Origin of the sequence: Pseudomonas triclosanedens, assembly GCF_026686735.1 — a bacterium.
Classification (GTDB): domain Bacteria; phylum Pseudomonadota; class Gammaproteobacteria; order Pseudomonadales; family Pseudomonadaceae; genus Pseudomonas; species Pseudomonas triclosanedens.
In genome coordinates this window covers 750,012-765,797 of sequence record NZ_CP113432.1, presented here as the reverse complement: position 1 = coordinate 765,797, position 15,786 = coordinate 750,012, and the positions used below count along the sequence as shown (strand labels likewise).

Annotated in this window: 15 protein-coding genes and 2 riboswitches; of the genes, 7 read left to right on the top strand and 8 right to left on the bottom strand. The window is 65.2% G+C overall.

The features are described 5' to 3' along the window. The first annotated feature begins 8 nt into the window (after positions 1-8). The 3 genes from OU419_RS03640 (at position 9) to OU419_RS03630 (ending at position 1,800) form a co-directional block, all read left to right on the top strand. The gene (locus tag OU419_RS03640) at positions 9-530 is read left to right on the top strand and encodes a DUF3299 domain-containing protein (protein WP_254471344.1); all 522 of its coding nucleotides are present in this window, start codon (positions 9-11) and stop codon (positions 528-530) included. 136 nt (positions 531-666) lie between these two features. Beyond that, positions 667-1,386 (top strand): OmpW family outer membrane protein, encoded by a 720-nt coding sequence (locus tag OU419_RS03635; protein ID WP_254471345.1) that lies wholly within the window; start codon positions 667-669, stop codon positions 1,384-1,386. Positions 1,387-1,443: 57 nt separating this feature from the next. Beyond that, positions 1,444-1,800, top strand: coding sequence for a SirB2 family protein (locus OU419_RS03630; RefSeq protein WP_254471346.1), 357 nt, complete (start codon positions 1,444-1,446; stop codon positions 1,798-1,800). Here the strand turns inward: OU419_RS03630 and OU419_RS03625 are convergent, their stop codons facing one another. From OU419_RS03625 to OU419_RS03610, 4 genes are all read right to left on the bottom strand, one after another. Then, positions 1,801-2,724, bottom strand: a complete 924-nt coding sequence (locus OU419_RS03625; protein WP_254471421.1) for an NAD-dependent epimerase/dehydratase family protein — start codon at positions 2,722-2,724, stop codon at positions 1,801-1,803. A gap of 7 nt (positions 2,725-2,731) precedes the next feature. Further along, the gene (locus tag OU419_RS03620; RefSeq protein ID WP_254471422.1) at positions 2,732-3,616 is read right to left on the bottom strand and encodes a sugar nucleotide-binding protein; all 885 of its coding nucleotides are present in this window, start codon (positions 3,614-3,616) and stop codon (positions 2,732-2,734) included. Positions 3,617-3,757: 141 nt separating this feature from the next. Next, the gene (locus OU419_RS03615) at positions 3,758-4,246 is read right to left on the bottom strand and encodes a DUF934 domain-containing protein (RefSeq protein ID WP_254471347.1); all 489 of its coding nucleotides are present in this window, start codon (positions 4,244-4,246) and stop codon (positions 3,758-3,760) included. Beyond that, a complete protein-coding gene (locus OU419_RS03610) occupies positions 4,243-5,913 on the bottom strand; it encodes a nitrite/sulfite reductase (protein ID WP_254471348.1) in 1,671 nt (556 codons plus the stop codon). The genes OU419_RS03615 and OU419_RS03610 overlap by 4 nt, the downstream gene beginning before the upstream one ends. Positions 5,914-6,257: 344 nt before the next feature. Here OU419_RS03610 and ccoG point away from each other — a divergent pair, with 344 nt between their 5' ends. The 3 genes from ccoG (at position 6,258) to OU419_RS03595 (ending at position 11,677) form a co-directional block, all read left to right on the top strand. Beyond that, on the top strand, positions 6,258-7,667 hold the full coding sequence (gene ccoG, locus OU419_RS03605) for a cytochrome c oxidase accessory protein CcoG (protein ID WP_254471349.1): 1,410 nt from the start codon (positions 6,258-6,260) through the stop codon (positions 7,665-7,667). A gap of 86 nt (positions 7,668-7,753) precedes the next feature. Beyond that, positions 7,754-9,163 carry a GntR family transcriptional regulator MpaR gene (mapR, locus tag OU419_RS03600; protein WP_254471423.1) on the top strand — a complete coding sequence of 470 codons (1,410 nt, stop codon included), beginning with the start codon at positions 7,754-7,756 and terminating at the stop codon, positions 9,161-9,163. A 456-nt stretch (positions 9,164-9,619) separates the two neighbouring features. Then, positions 9,620-11,677, top strand: a complete 2,058-nt coding sequence (locus OU419_RS03595; RefSeq protein WP_254471350.1) for a patatin-like phospholipase domain-containing protein — start codon at positions 9,620-9,622, stop codon at positions 11,675-11,677. Between the two features lie 49 nt (positions 11,678-11,726). On the opposite strand, the gene cobM is transcribed toward OU419_RS03595, so the two are convergent. From cobM to OU419_RS03575, 4 genes are all read right to left on the bottom strand, one after another. Further along, complete coding sequence (gene cobM / locus OU419_RS03590) at positions 11,727-12,476, bottom strand: precorrin-4 C(11)-methyltransferase (protein ID WP_254471351.1); 750 nt, start codon at positions 12,474-12,476, stop codon at positions 11,727-11,729. Continuing rightward, on the bottom strand, positions 12,473-12,895 hold the full coding sequence (locus tag OU419_RS03585; RefSeq protein ID WP_254471352.1) for a cobalamin biosynthesis protein: 423 nt from the start codon (positions 12,893-12,895) through the stop codon (positions 12,473-12,475). The genes cobM and OU419_RS03585 overlap by 4 nt, the downstream gene beginning before the upstream one ends. A 68-nt stretch (positions 12,896-12,963) precedes the next feature. Further along, positions 12,964-13,665, bottom strand: coding sequence for a CbtA family protein (locus OU419_RS03580; protein WP_254471353.1), 702 nt, complete (start codon positions 13,663-13,665; stop codon positions 12,964-12,966). 118 nt (positions 13,666-13,783) lie between these two features. After that, positions 13,784-13,969 carry a CbtB domain-containing protein gene (locus tag OU419_RS03575; protein WP_254471354.1) on the bottom strand — a complete coding sequence of 62 codons (186 nt, stop codon included), beginning with the start codon at positions 13,967-13,969 and terminating at the stop codon, positions 13,784-13,786. Between the two features lie 106 nt (positions 13,970-14,075). Beyond that, positions 14,076-14,297: riboswitch (cobalamin riboswitch) on the bottom strand. Between the two features lie 59 nt (positions 14,298-14,356). Beyond that, a riboswitch (cobalamin riboswitch) is annotated at positions 14,357-14,551 on the top strand. Positions 14,552-14,646: 95 nt separating this feature from the next. Here OU419_RS03575 and cobW point away from each other — a divergent pair. Further along, positions 14,647-15,699 (top strand): cobalamin biosynthesis protein CobW, encoded by a 1,053-nt coding sequence (gene cobW / locus OU419_RS03570; RefSeq protein WP_254471355.1) that lies wholly within the window; start codon positions 14,647-14,649, stop codon positions 15,697-15,699. Positions 15,700-15,786: the final 87 nt, after the last annotated feature.

Here is a 15,786-nt window from a genome sequence, read left to right as displayed (position 1 = left end):
GTACACCGATGCGCCGCCTGTCTTTCCTGCTGCTGTTGCTGGCCAGCTTCACCACCTGGGCAGGCGCGCCGCGCGAACTCACCTGGCCGGAGTTGATCCCCGAAGGCGCACCGCCGCCACCTCCGCCGACGCCACTGCACGACATATCCGCTCTCTCCGATGCGTTGAACGCCGAGAGCGGCCCGGCGGTGAAGCAACAGACGCCACACGCCCCGGTGGTACAGGCGCTGGACGGGCAGGAAGTAAAGATGCCGGGCTACATAGTGCCGCTGGAGGTGGCAGAGGATGGCCAGACGGTACGCGACTTCCTGCTGGTGCCGTACTACGGCGCGTGTATCCATGTGCCACCGCCGCCGTCCAACCAGATCGTCTATGTTCGAGGCGGCAAGGGTGTAAAGGTAGACGAGCTGTACCAGCCGTTCTGGATCGTCGGCAAGTTGAGCGTGAAAGCGGTGGAAAGCGACCTCGCCGAAGCCGGCTACCAGATGCAGGTGAGCAGCATCGAACCCTACGAATACACCGGAGAGTGAAACTCTGCGGCACTTTGTCGCACCTTTCCAACCAGTAAAGCTTTTGGCGTTTATTGAGCCAGGTCAACAGAGCACTTTTAGCGCTCTCTACTATTCTGAGCACCAACACTTATACCAAAGAGATATGGAGCTCATCATGCGTAAGTCCTGGCTCACCACCTCGCTTCTCGCTCTGGCAGTCGCCACCCCGATCGTGGCCCAGGCCGCCGATATCCGCGGCCACAAGGCTGGCGATTTCATCGTCCGCGGCGGTATCGCCACCGTTGCCCCGGATGACAGCAGCGGCAACGTGAAACTCGATGGCACCAAGGTCAGCGGCACCAAGGCCACCGTCGACAGCGACACCCAACTGGGCCTGACCTTCAGCTACCTGCTCACCGACAAGATCGGTGTCGAGCTGGTCGCCGCCACTCCGTTCAAACACCAGGTTGACGTCAAGGGCCTGAACAAGGCTACCGGCCTCTCCGGCCTGGACGGCAAGCTGGCCGACATCAAGCAACTGCCGCCAACCGTGCTCCTGCAGTACTACCCAATGGGCGGTACCAGCTCCGCCTTCCAACCCTACGGCGGTCTGGGCATTAACTACACCACCTTCTTCGACGAAGACCTCGCCAGCAACCGCAAGGACCAGGGCTTCAGCAACCTGAAGCTGCAGGATTCCTGGGGTCTGGCTGCCGAGCTGGGCATGGATTACATGCTCAACGAGCACGCCTTCGTCAACGCCGCGGTCTGGTACATGGACATCGACACCAAGGCCAGCGTCAACGGCCCGTCCGCACTGGGCGTGACCAAGACCAAGGTAAACGTCGACGTAGATCCCTGGGTTTACATGGTCGGTTTCGGTTACCGTTTCTAACGGACCGAACGTGAAGAAGGCGCCCTCGGGCGCCTTTTTCTTTTTCAGGGAAAACGTATGTATCTCGAACTCAAGGCCCTTCACGTCAGCCTCGCCATTCTGAGCACCCTGCTGTTTCTGCTGCGCCTGGGACTGAGTTGGTGGAGCGTCCGCCCACAAGGCTGGCTGCGGGGCCTTCCGCACCTGATCGACACCCTGCTGCTGCTCAGCGCGCTCGGCCTGGTGCACCTGGTGATGCCCTGGCCGCTCCCGGTCTGGCTGAAGGTGAAGATCGGGCTGCTGGTGCTCTACATCGTGCTCGCCGCGTTCGCCCTGCGCAGCGTTTCGAAGCCGCGCAAGGCCGTGCTCAGCGTGCTTGCGCTGACGGCACTTGGCGGCATCTTCACAATGGCTATCGAGAAACCCTGGTGGTGATCAGCGCCCGAGCAGACGCGCCAGCCCTACTGCCAGCGGCGTAGGTTCTTCCAGCGAGTAATGCGCAAGCAGACGGCTGTTGTCGGCGCGCGAATGGCGGATGTCCCCGGCACGCGGCGCGGCATGGCTGATCGGCGGCATGCCACCAGTGAGCCGCCCGATCTCGGCCAGCAACTGGTTGAGACTGGTGGAGCGATCCAGGCCGACGTTGATGGCCGACTCCGCCACTTTCTCGGCCAGCAGCGCCTGCACCAGCAGCTTGACCAGGTCGCCAATGTAGATGAAGTCGCGGGTTTGTTCGCCGTCGCCGAATACGGTGATCGGCAGGCGCTCCACCGCACGCTGGGCAAAGATGCTGATCACCCCGGAATAAGGCGACGACGGATCCTGGCGCGGCCCGTAGACGTTGAAGAAGCGGAAGATTGCCGGCTCCAGGCCGTGTTCACGCCGGTAGAAATCCAGGTAGTACTCGCTGGCCAGCTTGTCCGAAGCATAGGGTGTCAACGGCGCCTTGACGGTATCTTCGCTAACTGCCATGCCCTCGCCATTCTGCCCATAGACCGCCGCGCTGGAAGCGAACAGCACGCGGCGAATGCCTTCGACGCGCATCGCCTCGCACACATTCAGGGTGCCGATGAAGTTGCTGCGATGGGTACTGACCGGGTCGTCTACCGAGGCTTGCACCGAGGCGACCGCCGCGAGGTGAACCACGGCCTGGCAGCCGCTCGCGGCCTGACGCAGCAGCATCGCGTCGGCGACGTCGCCAACGATCAGCTCGACTCCGTCGGCCAGGTTCTCGCGCTTGCCGGTCGACAGGTCATCCAGCACCCGAACGACAAAACCCAACGCCAGCAGGGCGTCAGCCAGGTGAGAGCCGATGAAGCCAGCTCCGCCGGTGATGAGGATCGGTTGTGCGGAAGGCATGATGCGATCAGACATGGCGATAGTACCGGTCCAGCAGGGCAGGCAGGCCGGCACGCCAGGCGCGCGGCTTGATGCCGAAGGTGTGAAGGATCTTCTTGCAGGCGAGCACCGCGTGCTGCGGTTCGTCGCCGGCGTCCGGGCGTGCGGCGTGAGCCTGCGGGCTCGGCTCCTGCACCGCCAGGGCACGGAAGGTCCGGGCCTCGCCGAGCACCACCTGGCCCAGCGAAAGCGTGGTAGTGGCCTCAAGGCCGCCGTAGTGGTAGGTCCCCCACAGCGGCGCCTGGCAATCGAGCTGCTTGAGCACCGAGAGAATCACCCGCGCGGCGTCGTCCACCGGGGTCGGGTTGCCGCGGCGGTCGTCGGCGAGGAACAGCACCTGCTCCTTCTCCGCCCGCTCGAGGAAGCGCCCGAGCACGCCGTCACGGCTGTCGTCGAGTAGCCAGCCGAAGCGCAGCAGCACATGCCGCGGACAGGTGGCGCGGACCCACTGTTCCATGCGCCAGAGAGCCTGCCCGCGCTGGCCGAGCGGCAGCGGCTCGTCCTTCTCGCTGTAGGCGGTGGCGCGCGCACCATCGAAGACGCGGTAGCTGGAAGGCTGGATCAGCAGGATGTCGTGGTGCTGGCACAGCTCCGCCAAGCGTTCCACCGCACGCTCCTGGCTGGCCAGGCGCACGTCGCTGACACTCTCGGCCTGAAACCAGTCGAAATAGTAGGCGAGGTTGATCACCGCGTCGGGACGGGTTTCGTCGAGCAGGACAGTCAGGCTGGAAGCATCCCAGCCCTGTTCCGGCGGCCGGGGGGCGAGGAAGCCGATGTCCTCCTCGGCACCAAGGCGGATCAGCGCCTGTCCAAGGGCATTACCGCCACCCAACAGCATCAGGCGCATGCGCATATTCTGGGGGTCACTCAAATCCGTGGGTTACCGCCAGCGCATGAAGCGCCGGGGATGTAGCCCGCATTTTTCCTGCGCCCCGGCACAGCGTCAAGCGCGGCCGACCCGCTGCAACCTTTGCCCGGCGCGGTCGGCGCCGGATCAGGAGCGTCGACGGAACAGCGGACGCGGCTCGATCGCCGAGCGCCCGTACTGCACGCTCAGCCCCGCCAGCCCCTTGAGCGCGTCTTCCGCGGACTTGTCCTCGCGCACGGCGAAGGCATCGAAGCCGCACTGGCGCATGTGCGCCAACTGGTCGCGCAGCACGTCGCCAACCGCCCGCAGCTCGCCGCCCCACCCAAGCCGGGTGCGCAACAGATAGGCCAGGCTGTAACCACGGCCGTCGCGGAAGCTGGGGAAGTCGATGGCAATCAGCGCGAGCTCGTCCAGGCGACCGGCCAGGCGCATGGGATCATCCTCCGGCGCCAGCCACACGCCACGCACGGGCGCAACGTCCGCTGCCAGCCAGGCCCCCAGCGGCACGATCAGCTCGCCGGCCGGCAGCTCCTCCGGCGCCTCGCGCAGCAGTTCCCAGCCATCGTCCGATGCCAGTTGCGCCACGCCGTCCTGCAGGCGAATCAGATTCTTCATGCCGGCACCTCCGCCTGGCGATAGACCCGCGACTTGAACGGTTCCAGGCCAACACGTTCCACGGTTTCGACGAAGCGTTCGCCGGCACCACGCAGCTCCACATAGGTCTGCACCAGGGCCTCGACCACGGCGGGAATCTCCGCCGCGCTGAACGACGGGCCGATGACCTTGCCCAGAGCGCTGCGGGTTCCCTGGGCGCCGCCGAGGGTCACCTGATACCACTCGCTGCCGTTCTTATCGACGCCAAGGATGCCGATGTTGCCGATGTGATGATGGCCGCAGGCGTTCATGCAGCCGGAGATGTTCAGGCTCAGGTCGCCCAGGTCGTGCAGGTAGTCCAGGTCTTCGAAGCGCTGCTGGATGCCCTGGGCGATGGGGATCGACTTGGCATTGGCCAGGGCGCAGTAGTCGCCGCCGGGGCAGGCGATGATGTCGGTGAGAAGGCCCTGGTTCGGCGTGCCCAGGCCGCTCTCGCAGGCTTCACGCCAGAGCGCGTGCAGATCGCTCTTGCGTACGTCCGGCAACACCAGGTTCTGTTCGTGGGCGACGCGGATCTCGCCAAGACCGAAGCGCTCGGACCAGTCGGCGACCCGCTCCATCTGCTCGGCAGTGACATCGCCGGGCGGCGCCGACACACCAGGCTTGGTCGACAACACGACGCTGGCGTAGCCAGGCACCTTGTGCGGCCGCACATTGCGCGACGCCCAGCGGGCGAACTCGGCATCGCCGGCCAGCGCGCTGCCGTAGACCAGTTCATCGCCTGCTGCGGCGCGGTAGGCCGGAGGCTCGAAGGCATCGGCGACGCGCTGGTACTCATCCAGCGTCAGTTGCGCCTCGCCATCGCGCAGGTGCTGCCACTCTTCTTCCACCTCGCGGGCGAATGCCTCGATCCCCAGCGCCTTTACCAGAATCTTGATGCGCGCCTTGTACTTGTTGTCGCGGCGGCCGTGACGGTTGTACACGCGCAGGACGGCCTCGACATAAGACAGCAGATGCTGCCACGGCAGATCATCGCGGATTACCTGGCCGAGCAGCGGCGTGCGCCCCAGGCCGCCGCCCACCAGCACCTTCAGGCGCAGCTCGCCGTCCTCGGCGCGGCGCAGATAGAGACCGATATCGTGCATCATCACCGCCGCGCGGTCTTCCTCGGCGGCGCACAGGGCGATCTTGAACTTGCGCGGCAGGAACAGGAATTCCGGGTTGACCGTGGACCACTGGCGGAGGATTTCCGCCAGCGGGCGCGGGTCGATGAACTCGTCGGCGGCAACCCCGGCGAACGCCTCGGTGGTGATATTGCGCACGCAGTTGCCGGAGGTCTGGATGGCGTGCATCTCGACGTCGGCGAGCCGTTCGAGGATGTCCGGCACCCGCTCCAGATCCATCCAGTTGAACTGGATGTTCTGCCGCGTGGTGAAGTGGCCGTAGCCGCGATCATGCTCACGGGCGATCCAAGCCAGGGTGCGCATCTGCTTTGCGGAGAGCGTGCCGTAGGGAATCGCCACCCGCAGCATGTAGGCATGCTTCTGCAGGTACAGGCCGTTCTGCAGGCGCAGCGGCAGGAACTCTTCCTCGCTCAGCTCGCCGGACAGGCGCCGCTGCACCTGGTCGCGAAACTGTGCCACCCGTTCGCGCACCAGCGCGTGGTCGTAATCATCGTATCGGTACATCGCCAGGCCACCTTTGGACAGTGCGCGGCTGCCTGATTCTGTCGTCGGGCGCACCGCTCTTGGATGAGCCGAACTATGGCGTCCGCCTGTTATGCGCAACAGCGGCAGATCGCACGGGAAAAAGCAGATCAGATTTGCCGGGGGCCTGCTCCGGCGCACCTGCGACCTGTTGCCGCAACGGCAACGATCAGCGGCTTGCACAACCCCCATGCAACCCGCGCAGCGACGCGCATCTGCGCCAGCCAGGCGATCTGATATGGTTTTTTGTGCATAACCTGAATCTGTTTCGAGTACAGAGCGATTCGTACAGTCGCGGCGCCTCTTCTGCCTGATGGGCCACGACAATGAGCGAAAGAATCCCCGCGAAGATCGTCGAGATCGCCGCACCGCAACAGTTCACCCCGCCGTCCAAACCGTTATCGGCGGTCACCCCCACCGTCTACACCAAACGGTTCACAGGCCGTTTCCGCGACCTGCGACGCCTTGGCGGCGCGCTACTGTTCCTGCTGTTCTTCGGCACCCTCTGGCTACAGTGGAATGGCCGCCAGGCAGTGCTCTGGGACCTGCCCGAGCGCAAGTTCTACATCTTCGGCGCAACCTTCTGGCCGCAGGACTTCATCCTGCTCTCGGCGATCCTGATCATCGCTGCCTTCGGCCTGTTCTTCATAACGGTGTTCGCCGGCCGCGTCTGGTGCGGCTACACCTGCCCGCAGAGCGTATGGACCTGGATTTTCATGTGGGCCGAGCAGGTCACCGAGGGTGATCGCAACCAGCGCATGAAGCTGGACAAGGGCCCGGCCAGTGCGGAGAAGTTCCTGCGCAAAGGCGCCAAGCACGGGCTCTGGCTGCTGATCAGCCTGGCCACGGCGATCACCTTCATCGGTTACTTCACCCCGGTGCGCCCGCTGGTGGCGGACCTGTTCACCCTGAAGCTGGACCTGGAAAGCACCTTCTGGGTCGCCTTCTTCGCCGCCGCCACCTACGCCAACGCCGGCTGGCTGCGCGAGCAGGTGTGTATCCACATGTGCCCGTATTCGCGCTTCCAGAGCGTGATGTTCGACAAGGACACCCTGATAATTTCCTACGACGCGGCACGCGGCGAATCCCGCGGCGCGCGCAAGAAGGATGCCGATCCCAAGGCCCTCGGCCTGGGTGACTGCATCGATTGCCAGCAGTGCGTGCAGGTCTGCCCCACCGGCATCGACATCCGTGACGGCCTGCAGATCGCCTGTATCGGATGCGCCGCCTGCGTGGATGCCTGCGACACGGTGATGGACAAGATGGGCTACGACCGAGGGCTGGTGCGTTACACCTCCGAGCGTGCCCTGGAGGGCGGCAAGACCCGTTTGCTGCGCCCGCGCCTGATCGGCTATGCGGCGGTGCTGGTGGCCATGATCGGCGCCTTCGCCTGGGCCCTGGACGCCCGCCCGCTGATCAACCTGGACGTGGCCCGCGACCGCGGCCTGTTCCGCGAAAACGCCGCCGGCGAGATCGAGAACATCTATAACCTCAAGCTGATCAACAAGACCCAGCAGCCGCAGCACTACCACCTGAGCCTCGCCGACGGTGCCGGCTACCGTCTGCAGGGCGTACCGGAGCTGATGCTGCAACCCGGCGAGATCCGCGACTTCGCCGTCTCGGTGGCAAGCCTGGCGCAGAGCAGTGCCGGCGGCTCGGTGCCGCTGCACTTCAAGGTCAGCGACGGCAATGAGGAAATCGACGCCGCCAGTACCTTCGTCTCGCCGAGGCGTTGAGCATGGCACGCGAGCTTGGCGCGGGCGCGCCGCAGCGCCTAGAGTGGGCGGACTCTTCCGCTGCTCAGGCCGCCCCTCAGGACAAGATGAAGCGTTACGAGAAATTCGCCGACGAAATCGCCGGGCTGATCCGCAGCGGCGTGCTCGCCCCCGGCCAGAAAGTCCCCTCGGTGCGGCACGCCAGCCGCACCTACGGGGTCAGCGCTTCCACCGTGTTCCAGGCTTACTATCTGCTGGAAGACCGCGGCCTGATTGTCGCTCGCGCGCGCTCCGGCTACTTCGTCCGCGAGCATGTGCAACGCGCCCTGGCCGAACCGGAAATAGCCCGCCATGACGCACAGACCACCGAAGTGGACGTCAGCGAACTGGTGTTCTCGGTGCTCAGCTCCATCAAGGACCCGGACACCGTGCCCTTCGGCTCGGCCTTCCCCGCCCCGGAACTGTTCCCCCTGCCGCGCCTGGCGCGCTCGATGGCCCATGCCGTGCGCGACATGGACCCACGCTCGGTGGTTGCCGACCTCGCCCCCGGCAGCCACGCGCTGCGCCGGCAGGTCGCCCTGCGCTACATGGTCGGCGGCATGCCGCTGCCGGTGGAAGAACTGGTGGTCACCAACGGCGCGCTGGAAGCGCTGAACCTGTGCCTGCAGGTGGTTACCAGCCCCGGCGACCTGGTCGCCATCGAGGCACCGGCCTTCTATGCCAGCCTGCAGGTGCTCGAACGCCTGAAGCTCAAGGCCGTGGAAATCCCCGTGCATCCCCGTGAAGGCATCGACCTGGACGTACTCGCCGACAGCCTCGCGCGCCTGCCGATCAAGGCCTGCTGGTTCATGAGCAACTTCCAGAACCCGCTGGGCGCCAGCATGGCCGAGGACAAGAAGCGCGCCCTCGCCGCCCTGCTGGCCAAACACCAGGTGCCGCTGATCGAGGATGACGTCTACGCCGAGCTGTACTTTGCCGCCCAGGCGCCCAAGCCGGTAAAGGCCTTCGACAGCGAAGGACTGGTGATGCACTGCAGCTCCTTCTCCAAGAGCCTGGCGCCCGGCTACCGGGTCGGCTGGGTCGCCGGCGGTCGTTACGCCGAGCAGATCGAGCGGCTCAAGCTGATGACCAGCCTGTCCGCCTCGGTGCCGGCCCAGGCTGCCATCGCCGACTACTTGCAGCACGGTGGCTACGACCGGCATCTGCGCAAGCTGCGTCATGCGCTGGAAAGCCAGCAGCACGCGATGCTCGCCGCCGTCGCCCGGCACTTCCCCGCCGCCACTCGCGTCACCCGGCCCAGCGGCGGCTACTTCCTCTGGCTCGAACTGCCCGAGCACATCGACGCGCTCAAGCTGTTCCAGCTCGCCCTGGCCCAGGGCATCAGCCTTGCGCCGGGGCCGATCTTCTCGGCAACGCGACGTTTCGGCCACTGCCTGCGCCTGAACTACGGGCACCCGTGGACCTCCACCAGCGAACAGGCGATGGAAACCCTCGGGCGCATCATCCACTCGCTGTAGCACTGCTCCGTACATTGGGAAACGATCTGTATCTGTGCGGCAGTTTGTCGCAGCGATAGTCTATGAGCCAGGAACGGCCGAGAGATGCACGGACATGGATGCAGAAACGCTGACTATCGTGCTCACGGTGTGCGCCGCGCTGGGCGTGCACCTGGGCGTGCGCTGGTACCTGCGCCGCGGGTTGCAGCGCCGCACGGACGACTGGCTCGCCTGAACCCTCAAGCGGCGCGGCAATGTGGCTGCTGCACCTCAGGATGCTGCCCGGCGGGCAACCTGGCGAGCAGGAAGACCGCCCCGGCCCGCCGGGCTTCGATGGACCGCCGTTGGTCACCTGCACGCAATGGCCCGCTGCCGCCCGTCTAGCGTTCTCCAGTGCAATCTGCGCAACCCAGGGATCTCGTTGCACCTGTTGTTGGGTCACGCCTGACGCGACTACCAACCAAGGGAGAAGGTGCAATGGCAGAACCCGACAAACGTCCCTACTGCGACCTGATCATGAAAGGCGGGATCACCAGCGGCGTGATCTACCCCCGCCTGATGTCGGGGCTCGCCAAGGTCTACCGCTTCAAGAGCATCGGCGGCACCTCGGCAGGCGCCATCGCCGCCGCGGGCTGCGCTGCCGCGGAATACGGCCGTAACAACGGCGTCCCCGGCACGTTCGACGAACTGGAAAGGCTGCCCGGCGAACTGGGCAAGCCAGTCGGCGATGGCAAGAATTCCCTGCTATTCCACCTGTTCCAACCCGCGGAGCCGCTGGTTCGGCACTTCAGGGTGCTGACCGACATGCTCAACCAGAAGAACAAGAAGGCCGCCGCACTGAAAGTGCTAACCGCCATGCTGCGCATCTTCTGGCCACCCGCCGTGCTGGGAATGGCGGCCTTCGCGATCCTCCTGACACCGGTATTCATGGCCGCCGGCGGACACTCGCTCCTCCCCGCATTCACCGCAGCCCTTGTGCTCGGCGGCGCGAGCGCGCTGCTGCTGTGGATACTGGCCGCGCTGCTGGGACTCCCTGAAAGCGTTCTGGCAGCGGTCTGCAAGGTAATCGCACCCATCGCCCTGCTGACGCTGCTATACAGCCTGCCACTGGTGGGCGCATCACCGCCGGTGGCGCTGCTGGTCGCTCTGATCAGCATCATCGTGCTGCCCGCATGTTTGGTCCTGGCCCTGAGCGCTACCGCGCTGCTGTTCGGCAAGAGCCTGCTCGATGGAATGGCGAAGAACTTCTACGGCATCTGCAGCGGCCACCAGGAACCCGCGGACCAAAGGCCGCAGGCACTCACCGACTGGCTGACCCAGTACTTCGACCAACTGGCCGGCCTGAGCGACCAGCCCATGCCTCTCACCTTCGGACACCTGTGGGGTGCTCCGCCGAACCTCGCCGCCATCAATACCTACCAGGACGTCGAGAACCTGAGCAACGAGATGCCCAGGGCCGATCGGAAGCTGAATCTTGAAGTAATGACCACCGCCGTCAGCAAGAACATGGCCTTCGCGATCCCATTCCGGGAAAGGAGCGAGCCGTTCTTCTACGACCCGCAAGAGTGGAGCGCATTGTTCCCCGAGCGGGTCATGACGTATCTGAACCAGGTCGCCGACCACATCGAGGGGATCAAGCAACAGAACGCTCGGCACAATCACCAACGCAGACCGCTTCCAGAGTTCGGCGACAGGCAACTGAGGAGACTGCCGCCAAACTGCTTTCTGCCGGTCGTGGTAGCGGTGCGGATGAGCCTGAGCTTTCCTATCCTGCTCTCCGCCATCCCGCTCTACTCCCGCGACTACACGATGGCCGGCCACCCCATGAAGCGGGTCTGGTTCTCCGACGGAGGGCTCGCCAGCAACATTCCGCTGCACATGTTCGACGCACCGCTACCGAACCATCCGACCTTCGCGGTGAATCTCAAGGAAATGCAGCCGGAGACACCCCGCGTGCATCTCCCCCAGAACAATGGCGGAAACCAGAGCAGATTCTGGAAGGAGCCACCGACGGACTCATTCGGGCTGTTCAACCTGCTCTGGGAGATGGTCAATACCATGCAGAGCTGGCGCGACGAGATCCAGTTCCCCTATCCCGGCTACCGTGACCGCATCGTCCAGATCAGCCAGCGCGACAACGAAGGCGGCTTGAACCTGAACATGCCCAAGGAAGTCATCGAAGAACTGAGCCACGCCGGAGGCCAGGCAGCGGACTTGCTGATACAGCGTTTCAACCCACCGCCAGGCGCACCCAATGGCTGGGAAGACCATCAGGAACTCCGCCTGAAGACTTTCCTCAGCCTGCTCGAGGAGATTTCGCTCAATCCCACCGTGCTGGCCCCGCATTGGGACCAGGTTGCGAATCGTTGTTACCAGACGCGCGGCCCAGCCTCCGCACTCGCCAGACGCTTGCTGCAGCGGCTCCGCGATATGAACGCCGACATCCTGCAAACCCAGGTGATGTCCCCACACATCACGCTGGGCAAGGAAGCCCCACGACCACGCCCGACACTACGTATCACGCCGAAAATCTGAGGCGTGCCGGGCACTGGCCCAGCCCTCGGGCCAGCGCCCGGCACGCCGCCTAGCGAGACCGGTACAGATGCGCATGCCCCGCGCTGTAGAGCGACGAATCGGCAAAGCCATCCGCTCCCAGCACCTCGCCAACCAGTATCAGTGCCGTACGCTTGAATCCCTTGGCCGCAGCCTTGGGCAGGATGTCGCCGAGGGTACCGGTAACCTGGTCCTGGTCCGGCCAACTGGCGCGATGGATCACCGCGATGGGGCAGTCGGCACCGTAGTGCGGCAGCAGTTCAGCGACTATCGACGCCAGTTGGCCAACACCCAGGTGGATCGCCATGCTCGCGCGGTGCCGCGCCAGTTCGGCGAGGGATTCACCCTCGGGCATGCGCGTGCGGCTGGCGTAACGGGTGAGGATCAGCGTCTGGGAAATCTCCGGCAGGGTCAGCTCGCAGCCAAGAATTGCCGCGCAGGCCGAAGTGGCGGTGACGCCGGGAACGATCTCGTAGGCGATGCCCAGTTCGCGCAGATGGCGAATCTGTTCGCCGATGGCGCCGTACAGCGACGGATCGCCGGAATGCACGCGCGCCACATCCTTGCCCTCGGCATGGGCCTGCGCCAGCAGGGCGACGATCTCCTCCAGATGCAGCTCAGCCGTGTTCACCACGCGCCCGGCGCGGTGTCCTTCCAGCACCGCCGGCGGCACCAGCGAGCCGGCATAGAGGATCACCGGGCAAGTACGGATCAGCCGCTGGCCCTTGACCGTGATGAGTTCGGGATCGCCGGGACCGGCGCCGATGAAATAGACCGTCATGGCTGCTCCTGCTGCAAATCCGCATCGACGGGAATGAACGCCAGCGCACAAGTGGCCTGCTCGCTGCGCCGCTTGCCCACCAACAGGCGCGCGGGTGCGCCGCCCTGGGCTTCGGCCTGCAACAGGGCCGCCGCCTCCGCCACACTGGCGCTGCCGGTGGCCATACGCACGGTTTCGGACGGTTGATCGAGGCGCTTCTCGCACGTCGCCAGCTGCTGCGGCGTGAACAGCGCCAGCGGCAGATCGAGGACGGCTGCCAGCGCCGTCAAACCCTCTTCGTCGGCCTTCAGCGTGACGCTGGCCAACGCGCCGAGATTCGACTCGTCGAGCCCGGCCTCCGCCAGCGTATCCCGCAGCAGGGCGCGCAATTCATCGAGCGGACAGCCGCGACGGCAACCGAGGCCGGCAACCAGCGTCATCGTCATTCTCCTGAAAAAACAGCCCCGCAGGCGGCAGGGCCGGCTGCGGGGTCGAGCATAACGGTGAATCAGGCCGCCGGCGCAAAACGGCGGAACAGCCAGGCCGCCAGCAGGCCCAGAGCCGCCCAGAACACCGCGTTGGTGACCAGCGAAGCGATGATGAACTCATGGGCGACGCTTTCCGGCGCAAGGCTGGAATGCACTTCCGGCTGTGGCGCGCCGATCACGTGCGGCACCACCAGCAGGACCAGGCCCACACCGCGCAGCACTCGGTTGCGGCCCAGTACCAGCAGCGCGAGGCCAGCGGCGGTCGATGCAGCGGTGGCGATCCACCAGGTCTGGCGCAGGGTCAGGTCGGCGGCGGCGGTGCCGGGCACCTCCGGCGGCAGGCCAAGCGACGGCGCCAGGGTGAACACCGCAAAACCCGCCAGGCCCCAGAGCAACCCTTCGGACACCCGGCTCGGTTCACGCAGAGTGAACAAGCCGGCCAGCATCAGGGCGAACCCCACCGCAACCACCAGGTTGCCGCCGGTAGTGGAAAGGATGCGCTGCCAACCGTCCTCCGGCTCCCAGGCTTCCTCGTCGTGATGATGGCCGCCATCGGCGTGCTCGTGGCTGTGCTCTTCGACGAGCGTGGCGGCGGGCTCGGCTTTCTCGTAGGTCTCCGCCTTGAGGATCAGCGGGGAAACCCAGAGCAACTGGACCACAGTAAGCACCAGCGCCGCGATCAGACCGGCGAACCCGGCGGTCTGGGCGATACGTTTGATCATTTCATCTTTCCTTTTCCGCACACCGCGTCGCGCGCGTCGGATCACCGCGGGCGAATGGCCCACGGTTGTTCTCCAGCGCAACGTGGCCAACGCGCAGCCGACTGAACTCAGAACCGCATCAGTGGCAGGGGAAGCCCGCGCTATGACGGGTATCGTGGGCGGCGTTGTGCACCGCATCGATATGCGAAAAGCCGGCGAAATACACCAGCAGCGCACCGAGCAGGCTGGCGCCAACGGCCAGGGCGATGCGTTTGGAAAGGGGGAGTGAAGTGGTCGACGCGTGCGTCAGGGTGCTGCTGGACATGAACGTTCCCTCTGAAAATCCGAGTAGAGAACGCAGAGGTTGAACGCATTCGAACGCGCCGCAATCGGTCGCGCCACGGCCTGCGCCCGCCCACCGCGGGTTTGCCAAAAACGAAGTTTTCCAGGCCGGTCTCCGGGCTTGCGACGCCAACCGGAAACTCCGGCCGGATGGGCCAGCCTTCCCATGCAGTTCCTGCACAGTGGCTACTGACGACCCTCGATGCGCTTACCGTTGCGGGGGCAGCGCCGGACTGATCCTTGCGGACGCACCGGCTTCCCGTTTCACCTCGCGCGCGACGGCGCGAGACACCTGAAACCTCGGTAGCTGACCATGAAGCCCTGCAAGCGTCAACCGATCCCCGGCGATTGACCACCCCGGCGCCGCTGCGTAGCCTTGCCGCTTCGAGGTTCTCCGGCGCAGGCCGGAGCTAAGAGGGAACGTGGAAATCTTCGGATGCGCCACGGCTGCCCCCGCAACTGTGAACAGCCTGTTCTTTCACACGCCACTGCCGACCACGGCGGGAAGGCGAAAGAACAATCCAGGGCTGTGAGCCAGGAGACCTGCCTCGAACAGCATCACGACAACCGGGCGGGGTGATCCGGTGGCGACCTTCGTTGCGCGGCAAAACCGCGTGCGCGCCCTTCATCCGCCTTTCGAATTCCGCTTACGAGGCGCGCATGAAAACCCTGGCCAAACTCCCCGTCACCATCATCACCGGCTTCCTCGGCGCCGGAAAGACCACCCTGCTCCGCCACATGCTGGATAACGCCGAAGGCCGCCGTATCGCGGTGATCGTCAACGAGTTCGGCGAGCTGGGCATCGATGGTGAAATCCTCAAGCAATGCTCCATCGGTTGCAGCGAAGAAGAGGCCGTGGGCCGTGTCTTCGAACTGGCCAACGGCTGCCTGTGCTGCACCGTGCAGGAAGAGTTCTTCCCGGTGATGCGCGAGTTGGTGGCGCGCCGTGGCGAGCTCGACCAGATCCTTATCGAGACCTCCGGGCTGGCGCTGCCCAAACCCCTGGTGCAAGCCTTCCAGTGGCCGGAAATCCGTAACGCCTGCACCGTGGACGCGGTGATCACCGTGGTCGACAGCCCGGCGGTGGCCGCAGGCACCTTCGCCGCCCACCCCGATCAGGTGGACGAGCAGCGCAAGCAGGACCCGAACCTCGACCACCAATCGCCGCTGCACGAACTCTTCGAGGACCAGCTCGCCAGCGCCGACCTGGTGGTGCTGAACAAGGCCGACCTGCTGGATGCGCAGACGCTGGCAAAGGTCCGCGCCGAAGTCGCCGAGGAACTGCCGCCGGCGGTGAAGATCGTCGAAGCCAGCGCCGGCCAGCTACCGCTTTCCGTACTGTTGGGACTGAACGCCGAAGCCGAGCTGCACATAGACAGCCGAGCCACTCATCACGACCACGAAAATCATGAAGACCACGACCATGACGAGTTCGACTCCTTCCATGTGGACCTGCCGGAAGTGGACGAGCGCGCCCTGCTCGACGCATTGAGCGCGCTGGTCGAGCGCCACGCCGTGCTGCGTATCAAGGGCTTCGTCGCCATCCCCGGCAAGCCCATGCGCCTGCTGGTGCAAGGCGTCGGCAAGCGCTTCGACAAGCACTTCGACCGCGCCTGGCGCAGCGATGAAACCCGCGGCACCCGCCTGGTGGTGATCGGCCAGCAACTGGACCAGGCCGCCATCAGCAACGAGCTGCGCACCGCCCTTTCCTGATAACGGCGTAGGGTGGCGTGGAGCGCAGCGATACCCACCGCTGTTGATGGGTATCGCAAGCTCCACCCATCCTACGACCGTGCCAAT

Coding starts and splice junctions, on each gene's coding strand:
- OU419_RS03610 (WP_254471348.1), bottom strand. CDS start 5,913: ATGTACCGATACGATGATTACGACCACGCGCTGGTGCGCGAACGGGTG.
- cobM (WP_254471351.1), bottom strand. CDS start 12,476: ATGACGGTCTATTTCATCGGCGCCGGTCCCGGCGATCCCGAACTCATC.
- OU419_RS03640 (WP_254471344.1), top strand. CDS start 9: ATGCGCCGCCTGTCTTTCCTGCTGCTGTTGCTGGCCAGCTTCACCACC.
- OU419_RS03620 (WP_254471422.1), bottom strand. CDS start 3,616: ATGCGCATGCGCCTGATGCTGTTGGGTGGCGGTAATGCCCTTGGACAG.
- ccoG (WP_254471349.1), top strand. CDS start 6,258: ATGAGCGAAAGAATCCCCGCGAAGATCGTCGAGATCGCCGCACCGCAA.
- OU419_RS03615 (WP_254471347.1), bottom strand. CDS start 4,246: ATGAAGAATCTGATTCGCCTGCAGGACGGCGTGGCGCAACTGGCATCG.
- OU419_RS03585 (WP_254471352.1), bottom strand. CDS start 12,895: ATGACGCTGGTTGCCGGCCTCGGTTGCCGTCGCGGCTGTCCGCTCGAT.
- OU419_RS03575 (WP_254471354.1), bottom strand. CDS start 13,969: ATGTCCAGCAGCACCCTGACGCACGCGTCGACCACTTCACTCCCCCTT.
- OU419_RS03630 (WP_254471346.1), top strand. CDS start 1,444: ATGTATCTCGAACTCAAGGCCCTTCACGTCAGCCTCGCCATTCTGAGC.
- OU419_RS03580 (WP_254471353.1), bottom strand. CDS start 13,665: ATGATCAAACGTATCGCCCAGACCGCCGGGTTCGCCGGTCTGATCGCG.
- OU419_RS03625 (WP_254471421.1), bottom strand. CDS start 2,724: ATGCCTTCCGCACAACCGATCCTCATCACCGGCGGAGCTGGCTTCATC.
- cobW (WP_254471355.1), top strand. CDS start 14,647: ATGAAAACCCTGGCCAAACTCCCCGTCACCATCATCACCGGCTTCCTC.
- OU419_RS03635 (WP_254471345.1), top strand. CDS start 667: ATGCGTAAGTCCTGGCTCACCACCTCGCTTCTCGCTCTGGCAGTCGCC.
- mapR (WP_254471423.1), top strand. CDS start 7,754: ATGAAGCGTTACGAGAAATTCGCCGACGAAATCGCCGGGCTGATCCGC.
- OU419_RS03595 (WP_254471350.1), top strand. CDS start 9,620: ATGGCAGAACCCGACAAACGTCCCTACTGCGACCTGATCATGAAAGGC.